At 38.2% G+C, this 10,849-nt stretch carries 13 protein-coding genes and 1 pseudogene; 7 read left to right on the forward strand and 7 right to left on the reverse strand.

Annotation, left to right across the window (positions count from 1 at the left end):
* Positions 1–128: 128 nt before the first annotated feature.
* Positions 129–518: a transposase gene (locus H1P_RS26255; RefSeq protein ID WP_246141961.1), complete on the forward strand. Its 390-nt coding sequence runs from the start codon at positions 129–131 to the stop codon at positions 516–518.
* A 63-nt stretch (positions 519–581) separates the two neighbouring features.
* Here H1P_RS26255 and H1P_RS26260 read toward each other — a convergent pair whose 3' ends face one another.
* The 3 genes from H1P_RS26260 to H1P_RS26270 all read right to left on the reverse strand — a co-directional run bounded on the left by H1P_RS26260 (position 582) and on the right by H1P_RS26270 (position 1,674).
* Positions 582–833: a hypothetical protein gene (locus tag H1P_RS26260; RefSeq protein WP_144873130.1), complete on the reverse strand. Its 252-nt coding sequence runs from the start codon at positions 831–833 to the stop codon at positions 582–584.
* 103 nt (positions 834–936) lie between these two features.
* Positions 937–1,251: a DUF2973 domain-containing protein gene (locus H1P_RS26265; RefSeq protein WP_144873133.1), complete on the reverse strand. Its 315-nt coding sequence runs from the start codon at positions 1,249–1,251 to the stop codon at positions 937–939.
* Positions 1,252–1,353: 102 nt separating this feature from the next.
* Positions 1,354–1,674 carry a DUF2605 domain-containing protein gene (locus tag H1P_RS26270; RefSeq protein ID WP_144873136.1) on the reverse strand — a complete coding sequence of 107 codons (321 nt, stop codon included), beginning with the start codon at positions 1,672–1,674 and terminating at the stop codon, positions 1,354–1,356.
* 168 nt (positions 1,675–1,842) lie between these two features.
* Here H1P_RS26270 and thrS point away from each other — a divergent pair, with 168 nt between their 5' ends.
* The 3 genes from thrS (at position 1,843) to H1P_RS26285 (ending at position 5,118) form a co-directional block, all read left to right on the forward strand.
* Positions 1,843–3,657, forward strand: a complete 1,815-nt coding sequence (thrS, locus tag H1P_RS26275; protein ID WP_144873139.1) for a threonine--tRNA ligase — start codon at positions 1,843–1,845, stop codon at positions 3,655–3,657.
* Between the two features lie 318 nt (positions 3,658–3,975).
* Complete coding sequence (locus tag H1P_RS26280; protein WP_144873142.1) at positions 3,976–4,827, forward strand: hypothetical protein; 852 nt, start codon at positions 3,976–3,978, stop codon at positions 4,825–4,827.
* Positions 4,828–4,908: 81 nt separating this feature from the next.
* On the forward strand, positions 4,909–5,118 hold the full coding sequence (locus H1P_RS26285) for a glycogen debranching protein (RefSeq protein ID WP_144873145.1): 210 nt from the start codon (positions 4,909–4,911) through the stop codon (positions 5,116–5,118).
* Between the two features lie 34 nt (positions 5,119–5,152).
* Here H1P_RS26285 and H1P_RS26290 read toward each other — a convergent pair whose 3' ends face one another.
* The 4 genes from H1P_RS26290 to H1P_RS26305 form a co-directional block, all read right to left on the reverse strand.
* Positions 5,153–5,386, reverse strand: a complete 234-nt coding sequence (locus tag H1P_RS26290) for a 2Fe-2S iron-sulfur cluster-binding protein (RefSeq protein ID WP_144873162.1) — start codon at positions 5,384–5,386, stop codon at positions 5,153–5,155.
* Positions 5,387–5,512: 126 nt separating this feature from the next.
* Positions 5,513–7,006 (reverse strand): cobyric acid synthase CobQ, encoded by a 1,494-nt coding sequence (gene cobQ / locus H1P_RS26295; RefSeq protein WP_144873148.1) that lies wholly within the window; start codon positions 7,004–7,006, stop codon positions 5,513–5,515.
* Between the two features lie 117 nt (positions 7,007–7,123).
* Complete coding sequence (locus tag H1P_RS26300; protein WP_144873151.1) at positions 7,124–7,522, reverse strand: Npun_F0494 family protein; 399 nt, start codon at positions 7,520–7,522, stop codon at positions 7,124–7,126.
* A 397-nt stretch (positions 7,523–7,919) separates the two neighbouring features.
* On the reverse strand, positions 7,920–8,810 hold the full coding sequence (locus H1P_RS26305; RefSeq protein WP_144873154.1) for an alpha/beta fold hydrolase: 891 nt from the start codon (positions 8,808–8,810) through the stop codon (positions 7,920–7,922).
* Positions 8,811–8,993: 183 nt separating this feature from the next.
* On the opposite strand from H1P_RS26305, the gene clpS reads away from it, so the two are divergent.
* The 3 genes and pseudogenes from clpS (at position 8,994) to H1P_RS26320 (ending at position 10,824) form a co-directional block, all read left to right on the forward strand.
* On the forward strand, positions 8,994–9,287 hold the full coding sequence (gene clpS, locus H1P_RS26310; protein WP_222427248.1) for an ATP-dependent Clp protease adapter ClpS: 294 nt from the start codon (positions 8,994–8,996) through the stop codon (positions 9,285–9,287).
* Between the two features lie 219 nt (positions 9,288–9,506).
* A pseudogene (gene msrA / locus H1P_RS26315) lies at positions 9,507–10,002 on the forward strand (peptide-methionine (S)-S-oxide reductase MsrA).
* Positions 10,003–10,251: 249 nt separating this feature from the next.
* Positions 10,252–10,824: a protein kinase domain-containing protein gene (locus H1P_RS26320; RefSeq protein WP_144873160.1), complete on the forward strand. Its 573-nt coding sequence runs from the start codon at positions 10,252–10,254 to the stop codon at positions 10,822–10,824.
* Positions 10,825–10,849 lie beyond the last annotated feature (25 nt).

The raw sequence follows: 10,849 nt of genomic DNA on the forward strand, positions 1-10,849 counted from the left end.
ATTACAACAATGATTTAAAGGCGTACTGATGACAGCAGCCGTATTACTGAGGAGCGTAGTGATAGGAAACTATCACGCTACGTTTTGGAGAGCAGTGGAAGGGGCGACCCTTTCACTGACTTTACTTGGTGAGAAATCCCCAGCTAGCATTAGCAATTAGTAATGTCGGTTGGGGAATGCTCAACACTATGTTGAAGTACAAAGCCGAATGGTACGGAAAAGTCTACATGATGATCGATAGATTTTTCCCTAGTAGTAAAATACACAATTCTTGCCTATATCAAATAGGCAGCCTTCCTCTCGATGTTCGCTATTGGGATTGCCCCAAATGCGGGACAAAACATATAGATCGCGATCTCAATGCAGCCAAAAATATTAGAGATGAAGCACTACGATTATTAGCCTTGGGGCGCAGGGCTACTGCTTGTGGAGGAACTGTCAGTCTAGGTAGTAGATGTGAAAAATCTACTACGGAGCGCGTTCCTGTGAATCAAGAATCCTTAACCTCAACGAAGTAGGTTAGGGAGCGTCAATAACTAACAATCAACAACTAGCAACCAACAAACTCATAACTAACAAAATTAAAATCTTTCCACACTGCTGAGGAACACAGGTTCAACACGAATCGCTTCTACTTGAGACGGACGCACTACCATATATTCCCCTTGAATATTTTTGATCGGAACACTAATAAAGTCTTGGGAGTCTGACTTTGGTACTAATTCGTTACTGTACCATTTCTGAAAGTTTTGCACAGTGGAAAAACGAACTTCCTCTCTGTGACCCCCAGATAATAGGATATGTACTGCGTATTCGTCGGGTTTTCTAGGCATGAAACTAAAGAACTAAAATATAACTGTCTAAAATCTTTACTTCTATAGTTCCCACAAACCGCTACAAAATATCAGTATCCACAACCTCAGAGATTAAAAAAAATCACTCTGGAGAATCATTCTTTTTATTAGGAGAAGAATCATAAAGCGCATCTAGTTTCTGACGTGCATCTTCTACAGAGACAGAGCGCATCACTAATAAAGGCTCGTTAATTACCTGTCCTTGTTCATCTAATAATTCAGGATGAATTGTACTGCGATAAGAGCGTTTAGTGGGATTACTTGGTGCTTGAGATGGTCTATGATTGGGATAAACCCTAGAGCTTTCAGTGCTGACAGTAATCAGACTACGAACTAGGTTAGAAATAGCTAGTGAAGCTATTACCGTAAATGCAAGAATGTAAAGTAGATGTAACATTACCAGGTTTCCTCTTAAATCCTTAATTCTAATATTTATTGTTTGTGTTTTGACAAAGTTATGAACTTAATCTTGAGAATGTTTCTTTTAAAAAGAAGAAGTTTAGGCTTTTTCTTGAAACTGTCGCCACATTCTAGCCACATCCCAGCATTGAGCAACTAAGTTATGCCAGGGAAGGAGCATTTTAGATTCGATTCCCACTTCTCCTTCTGTAGCTCGAAATAGCATCTTCGCAGTGTTAACCTCTTGCTGTGCTGCTTTGACTTTTTCGGCAAATTCTGCTTGCTCTTCTTCAGAAAAAAATGGTAGTTTCTCTGATTCTAATAGGTTTAGCGATCGCTCAAACCAATACTGAAAATCGTCTAACAAAGGTTCTAATACCTGTTTCAACAATTCTTTTTCTGTGGGCTGTTTAGGAGACATCTATTGTAAAATAATTTGTTATCACATTAAATATATTAGCGTTTTTTACATTACTTAACTAAATTTAGGATCATTTTAATTTTGACTCATTAACTAGAAAAAAAGAGCATAACTTGAGTAAGATCAGATAAAATCAAATTCCTTGTTAACCTGTAAATTTAAACAGTGATGTCCATCGCAGATCGAGAAAAACCAGACGTAATGAAACTGCCTCGCACTAGCGAATCCGAATCTTTAAAAAAAATCCGTCACACTGCATCTCATGTGATGGCTATGGCAGTACAAAAACTGTTTCCTCAAGCACAGGTGACAATTGGTCCTTGGACGGAAAATGGTTTCTATTATGATTTTGACAATCCTGAACCTTTTACAGACAAGGATTTAAAAAAAATTAAAAAAGAGATGATTAAAATTGTGAATCGCAAGTTACCAGTGATTCGCGAAGAAGTTAGCCGAGAAGAGGCAAAACAGCGTATTGAAAAGTTGGGTGAGCCTTATAAGTTAGAAATTTTAGATAGCATCGAGAAACCAATTACGCTCTATCATCTGGGTGAGCAATGGTGGGATTTGTGTGCTGGTCCTCATTTAGAAACCACTGGAAGTCTTCATCCCAAAGCATTCGATTTAGAGAGTGTTGCGGGTGCTTATTGGCGTGGTGACGAAACCAAGCAACAGCTACAGCGCATTTATGGTACAGCTTGGGAAACTCCCGAACAACTGGCAGAATATAAGCGTCGTCAAGAAGAAGCTCTCAAACGAGATCACCGTAAGTTAGGTAAAGAGCTAGGATTGTTTATTTTTGCCGATCCTGTAGGTCCTGGTTTACCATTATGGACACCTAAAGGAACTATTTTGCGATCGCAATTAGAAGATTTTCTCAAGCAAGAACAAGTCAAGCGGGGTTATCAATCTGTTGTGACTCCTCATTTAGCCAGAATTGATTTATTTAAAACTTCTGGTCATTGGCAAAACTATAAAGAAGATATGTTCCCTATGATGGCAGAGGACGAAGAAGCTGCTAAAGCGGAACAGGGTTTTGTGCTTAAACCTATGAACTGTCCTTTCCATATCCAGATTTATAAAAGTCAGCTACGCTCTTACAGAGAGTTACCCATTAGGTTAGCCGAATTTGGTACAGTTTACCGTTACGAACAATCAGGAGAGTTGGGAGGCTTAACTAGGGTTAGAGGATTTACTGTTGATGATTCTCACCTCTTTGTAACTCCCGAACAGTTAGACGAAGAATTTCTCAAGGTAGTTGATTTAATTCTCACTGTCTTTAAGAGTTTACAACTGAAAAAATTTAAAGCACGTTTGAGCTTCCGCGATCCTAACTCTGATAAATATATCGGCTCAGATGATCTTTGGGAAACTGCACAGGGGGCAATTCGTCGTGCAGTACAAGCTCTGGATATGGATTATTTTGAAGCTGAAGGAGAAGCTGCTTTCTATGGCCCTAAACTAGACTTTATTTTTGAGGATGTACTACAGAGAGAATGGCAACTTGGTACAGTACAAGTAGACTATAATTTACCCAATCGCTTTGATTTAGAATACATCGCCGAAGATGGTTCTCGTCAACGTCCAATTATGATTCACCGCGCTCCTTTTGGCTCTTTAGAAAGATTAATTGGGATTTTGATTGAAGAGTATGCAGGAGACTTTCCGCTATGGTTAGCACCAATTCAAATGCGTCTGTTACCTGTTAGTGATGCTCATAGTGAGTTTGTAAATCAAGTCGCAACCAAGATGCAGGCTCTAGGTATCCGCGCAGAAGCCGATAATAGCCGAGAAAGACTGGGTAAAATGATTCGTAATGCTGAGAAACAAAAAATACCTGTGATGGCGGTTGTGGGGGATCAAGAATTAGAATCTAACACTCTTAGTATCCGTACCCGTGCATCTGGAGAACTAGGTGCGATTTCGGTTGATGAAGTAATAGATAAACTGAGTAATGCCATTTCTAATCACGCTAATTTCTAACGAGATTGTCGGGTCAACAAGGCTGTAAGCTACAAACCATAAGCTATAAGCTTTTACTTGCTTAAAGATAGCTCGCAGTAGAGATTGTACAACTATGTAGGGGCGAATGGTATGCGCCCCTAAAACAATTATCTATTTTGACCCAATATATTAATACCAGTAGAGGTTCAGACATTTTCTGTTCTCTGTTCCCTTTAGAGTCAATTAATGAATGCTCCAACCCATTGACGTACGGCTATGCTTAAGCATGAATCAATATTTTCTAACTTTAAAATCCAGCAAATTTTAACTATTTCATGTTTCATCAAAAAAAGATGAATGTCTCCAAATCAACCAGATTTATTAAAAAATAAAATAGTAGTTTGTATTCCAATTGCCTTAGAAAGCAGGGAAGCAATCGCACTTTCTCTGTTGAAACGACACGGTATGAATTATGTGTTTGCAGGAGGAATTTTTCAAGATAGAACCACAGATGAATATTGTCTGATTGATATTTGCGATCGCGAATGCGCCAGCGAAGCTGTTCGCGCAGTGCTGCCTTTGGCAGACCGCCAACAATGGACAAAAGATCGTCAAGATAGCGATCTTGCCAGTTTATTTAGACTTTTAGGACAAGATCGAATTTCTAATACGACGTTGGAACAAATAGATAATTATCAACAGATTGTTTATTTAATTTCTAATGATGTAGGGTATGGCAGTTGTTTGAAAATTGCTAAGTTTACTCAAGTTTTTCTGAGTATTGGGGGAATTGCGGTTAAAGTTGACTCCGCAGGAATTGTCCATGAGAGAGACAAGTGGTTAGCTAATTATAATTCTGAAGATGTATTTGATATTTACTCCTTGTTTGTAACTCTAGTAGAAGGAGATGATTGTTACTATTCCTGTGGCATGAGCAATTTTGCTAAGGCTGATGTTTCAATAGACATTACCGAAGATATGGGCTTGGCAATTTATGTGGTGAATGTCTTTAATTATCATCGTCTAACAGAGCCAGTAATACTTAAAGACGGACAAACTTTTCAGCCCGATATTGAATGCCCCATCTATCAAATGCAATGGAGCGAGTGTAATCAATACGAAATAAACGATCCGCGATCTAATCCTTACGGTAAATGGCATTTATCTCGTGTTACCAATGATTTGGATATCACTTATCGAATAAATTAACGTTTTGAAATCACAGAAGTTCAATATTTTCCGTAAAAGTGTCAAAATGAATACAGTCTAAGAGTAATGCTATAAACGATTATGACTATCTGGGTAAACGAACAGATCGATCCATCTGGAATTATCTATTCCTGTATTGCTTGTTCTAATGAAGCAGCAGCTAAAGATTGCCATCAAACTTGGCAAAACAAATTAACTGACCAACAAAAACAAGAAGGCTGGGTTGCCAATTTGCGAGTAGTTAACTCTTGGGACGAAGTTCCTGTAAATGCACTCAAAATAAGTTTTTAAATTTCCTCATCCCTCATCCTTCATCCTTCATCCTTCACCACTCTGGGTCATCATAGAGATTAATAGCGATCTCTTTGCGATCGCCAGGAATCGAACTAATACAAGCACAAATCGAGGTTTCATCATCTAGCTCCACCTCACAAGCATGACAAGAACCCATTAAACAGCCAGTAGGAATCAGAACTCCTGCTCTGGCTGCCACTTCTAACATAGGTTCTCCTGGCTCTGCTTCAATAGTGATATTATCTGGTAAAAAACGAACTTTAATACTCACTGTTTTTAACTCATCAATTCAAAACTAAGTCTTTTATGATAACTAGCTTTTAGTTTTTTTCTCTAAACATGAAAACAGAAGTAATAGTTTTAAACTTCTAACTAACTAGCCTAGCTTAATTTAATAGTATTGATTAGAAAAAATTGTTTTTAAATTCAAATTTTTTTCCACAACATTGGCTAAAGAATTTAATCCAGCTTCTCTTTGCTCGCGATAGTTAGGGATACCAGTAGCTAAAGAAGACATTCCTCTTTGTTTGCGTAAATGGTTTAACCAAGAACGTCGCCAAGGACCATTATCAAAAATACCGTGGAGATAACAACCCCAAACCGATTGACTATGATTGACAAGTCCCAAACCAGGATCGTCAAATATTTGATGATAGTCTTCTCGATCTTCTCTTGTTTTTTGATTAATACGACTACGCCCTTGATGGATTTCATAACCGTCTACAGGCAAACCCACTTGAGGATAATTAGAAAATACCTGTCGTTGACGAGCGATTTTATTACCCGAAAAAATAGTTGTAATCGGTAATAACCCCAACCCAGAATATTCTCCTGGCTCTCCTTCTAATCCTTCAGGATCGATAATTCTTTGACCAAGAATTTGAAAACCACCACAAATCCCTAAAATTGTTCCTCCTGCATAAGCATAGTCTTGAAGTTGCTGTGCTAAACCCGTTTCTTTGAGAGCTAATAAATCTCTGATCGTAGTTTTTGAGCCAGGAATAATCACTGCGTCTGGATGTCCCAGAGAATCTTTAATTCCAACATAGTTAATCGATACACTAGCTTCTGCTTCCAAAGGATCGAAATCTGTAAAGTTAGATATTCTCGGAAGGTGAATAATGCTGAGGTTTAAATCTCTATTTTCTTGATTGGTTTTGCGGTCTAACAAATCCAAAGAATCTTCTGCTGGTAACATTCGGTCACACCAGGGAATTACCCCTAATACGGGAATTTTGGTGTATTCTTCAAGCCACTCGATACCAGATGTGAGCAGTGCTTTGTCTCCGCGAAATTTATTAATCACGATCCCTTTAATTAGCGCTCGCTCGCTCGGTTCTAAAAGCTCTAAAGTTCCTACCACATGAGCAAAAGAACCTCCTCTTTCGATATCTACCACCAAAATAGTTGTCGCATTGAGGTGTTTAGCTACCCGCATATTAGTCAGATCGCGATGCTTGAGATTGATTTCGGCAGGACTTCCTGCGCCTTCACAAACTACTAAATCAAACTCTAAAGACAAACGATAAAGAGATTCTTGAACCATTTCCCAACCCAAGTCAAAATATTTTTCGTAGTAATCGGCTGCTGCTACAGCACCAACGGCTTTTCCCTTAATAATTACTTGGGATGTCATGTTTCCTTGGGGTTTTAGCAAAATGGGGTTCATTTCCACCCTGGGAATTACTCCCGCAGCCCAAGCTTGTACTGCCTGTGCATAGCCAATTTCTCCTCCTGTAGGAGTAACATAGGCATTGAGAGCCATATTTTGCCCTTTAAAGGGAGTAACACGCCACCCTTGTCTTGCTAATAATCGGCACAAACCAGCAGTCAGGAAGGATTTTCCCGCGTGGGAGGTAGTTCCCACCACCATAATTGCTTTCATGAATTAATCCTTATACTGATGAGATATATTCACCTTTATAACAATTACCAAGAGATTTCTTAAAGCTTTTATGATCGATCATTTGTAATTTGTCAGTTTTTCAGTAATTACAACGATTTAATAACGAAGCCAACGACTCAACCAATTTAAAATGCGATCGCTTAGAGAAGGTTGTGGCATTTCTCCTTGAGCCTCCCATTGGGCAATGATTTGTCTTCCTAGAGGAGTTAGACGAAAACTATCAGTTATTCCTTGTCCATCGACTTCTCTTCTTAATAAACCGACATTAATCAACCAGACAAGATGGGATTCTGCCTTACTTTCAGCGATCGCTTTTGGCGTATAATTATTCTCTATTCCTCGATTGTTAGCAATGGTTGGTAAAGGAATACTTTGGTTTTGCATTGCTACAAATAGCTTAAGCTTAAAAGGAGAACAGGAAAAAGCTCTGGCTGCTCTTTTAACAGTTTTTTCTGGATATTGAGCGATCTTTGTAGTCGAAACAGTTATAGCCATAGTTTTCTCGATTGTCAATAAATCGTAAATTTTTATTCTCACATCAAATGATTCACAGGGTGAGACAAGTGTTTAGTTGTAGGCTGTTTATGGGGCTTAGGCTTTAAGATATGGGAACGATCGAGATAGTTCTTAAGTGGGATAAAATTAATCAAATTCTTTCAATCTACTTTATTGGTTGATTTTTTCAAGTTTAGAAAATGATTTGTTCGTAACATCTCAGCCCCATGACTTAACCTTTGTCAGACTGACCACTAGCTTGTCACCCCGCAAACCTTATTTTGGGTAATTCAGTGAGTAACCACTCCTAAGCTGTCCGCATCGCGCTTCGCCTTGGGCGAGATCGCTTTTTCTCAAAATCAGACCACCATGAGGCAACACCAACTAAATTTAATCTTTAAAAACTTAAAACCCAAGTACTAATTAACTCATTAACTTGTTCTGGTACTTCGTCATGGGGACAATGACCTGCATTAACAAAGTGTTCTGTTAAATTAGGATAATATTGACGAAATTGCGCTCCTTTCTCTCTAGAATTCATCCAAGGATCGCCTTCTCCCCAAATTAAAAGTAAAGGACAGGTCATTTGTTGTAATAATTCATCGACCTTTGCTCCTGGGGGAGTTTTAAAGACAGCAGCAAATACTTGAGATGCGCCTTTGTCACAGGATGGACGATAGATTTCATCGACAAGGCGATCGCTGATAGCACTATGATCTAAATAAACCTGTTTGAGGGTTTTCCGAATCATACTCTTACGGCGCACATACTGAAACAATAAAAAGCTAGGTAAAGGCTGAAGTAAAAGCGCTCGAGTTAGCTTACCGATAGTTTGCTGAAGTGAATTCTTTTTAACGGGGTTACTACCACTAAAAGGACCTGCACTATTAACTAAAATTAAACCAGCTACAGATTGAGGTCTTTGTCCTGCTACACACAGAGAAGCATAGCCCCCTAAAGAATTACCCGCCAATACCGTTGGTTGACCAATCATTTCCGTAATAAAATCATGGAGTTGCTCGCACCATAAACTGCCACTATATTCCAAAGCTGGTTTCTCAGAGCGACCAAAACCTAAGAGATCGATCGCCCAAACTTGAAATTCTTTCTGCAATTGAGCAATATTTTTGCGCCAATGATCGGTAGAAGCACCAAAGCCATGCACTAAAAGCAAAGGAGGCTTATTACCACTTTGTTCTCCTGCTTTGACATAATAAATTTGGTGTCCGCGCCATTGCCAATAATTACCAGGGATTGAAGGTGATGTTTCTAAAGATGTTACTTGCATTGTATTAGATTGCAAAAATCATTAAGTAAAGTTAACTTTTTTACAGTACAGTTTACATAAGACTTCACCTTTCTGGCATCTGGGGGAACATTAATCAAATCAAAATGAACTTCCAGCAAGTCAAAAATATTGGGTTAAGCACAAACATAACCATAAAAAATACGACGGAGGATAGACAAGATCGTGACTTTGGGAACTTCCATTGCAAAAAAAAGCTCAACCTCTACAATTCGCAAACCTGCACCACGTTATAAAGTTTTGTTACACAACGATGATTTTAACTCTATGGAGTATGTGGTCGAGACCTTGATGAAAACCGTAAGCGGAATGACTCAACCCCAAGCAGTAAATATTATGATGGAAACTCATAACAGTGGTGTTGGCTTAGTAATTACTTGCGCTTTAGAACACGCTGAATTTTATTGTGAAACTCTTTGTAATCATGGCTTAACTAGCACCATTGAGCCAGATGAGTAATTGAGGAAGGAGGAACAAGGATAAAGGATGAGGAAGTAATTAGGTAGGTGTAATTAAGTTAAAGATGAAGGGAAGCAGAGGAGGAACCTAGGAAGCAGGAGGAGAAATAAAGACCTTGATTGTTTTATATTTAATTTCACCCAGTTACTTACAATCGGTAATAGGTAAAAAAAAGATTGGTTAGTTATTACTCTTTGCTGTTTCAGGTATGAGAGGGAAATGAGGGAAAAGGCTACTTTTGGTGCGGGATGTTTTTGGAATACGGAAGATGAATTCCGTACGTTATCTGGTGTTCTTGAGACCTCTGTAGGCTATATGGGAGGACATTTTCCCAATCCCTCCTATCTGGATGTGGTAGCAAGAATTACTGGTCATGCAGAAGTAGCTCAGATTGAATACGATCCCACACAAATATCATCAGATTGAATACGATCCCACACAAATAATCTATCAAGAGCTTTTGACCAAATTTTGGGAAATACACGATCCTACCAGTCTGAATCGTCAAGGAGCAGACCGAGGGGAACAGTATAGATCGGTAATTTTTTATCACACTCCTCAACAAAAAATAATTGCTTTTAATTCTAAAAAGAGTTTGCAACTTTCTGATAGGTACGAAAAGGATATTGTGACGGAAATTAAGCCTAACAGTGATTATTATTTAGCAACGGAAGATCATCAACAATATTTAGAAAAAAAACGTCAAAATTCTTGAAAAAGAATAATCAGTAATTAATTTAATTAGTAGTAAAATTTCACAGTGATTAATTAACTTTTCTTCATTGCATTGGTAGCTAGAAGAGAAAAGTGTAACTTGGAAACGACATTTTGCCTCTTTTATAACCTCAGTCCGACAAATATTATTCTGAGTTGGGATACTAATTTATTTTAACTTTCTATAATTTCATGAATAGTACTAGGATAGCAGATCGAGGAGTTGATTAATGGTATAGGAAATTAGGCAATGTTAAATCAGTTTTTGGGTGGACGCTATCGAGTTATTCAAGCTTTGGGAGAAGGCGGTTTTGCTAAAACATACATAGCAGAAGATCATCACCGCCCTGGTCATCCTAAATGTATTGTCAAATTCCTCAAGCCAACCAGGAAAGACTCTGATTTTATGGCTACTGCGAGACGTTTATTTAAAAAAGAAGCAGAAATTTTAGAAAAGCTAGGAAAACACGAACAAATTCCTCGCCTTTTAGCTCACTTTGAAGAAAATAAAAAATTTTACATTATCCAAGAGTTCATTGAAGGTCATACTCTCAGTCAGAAATTAGCATCAAAACATCGTTGGTCTGAAGAGCAAGTAATTTTAATGTTACAAGATGTATTGCAAATATTGAAATTTGTTCATAGCCACAGAGTTATTCATCGTGATATTAAGCCTAGTAACTTGATTAAAAGACAAAAAGACAGTCGATTGGTGTTGATTGACTTTGGTGTAGTCAAGGAGATTGGCAATTCTAGAATTTTATCTGCGCCATCTGGTCAAGAGACTATTGCTATTGGCACTCAAGGCTCACGGTTCGCTTAAATCAAAAATGATTAGGGAAATAAAA

Origin of the sequence: Hyella patelloides LEGE 07179 (assembly GCF_900659865.1) — a bacterium.
GTDB lineage: Bacteria > Cyanobacteriota > Cyanobacteriia > Cyanobacteriales > Xenococcaceae > Hyella > Hyella patelloides.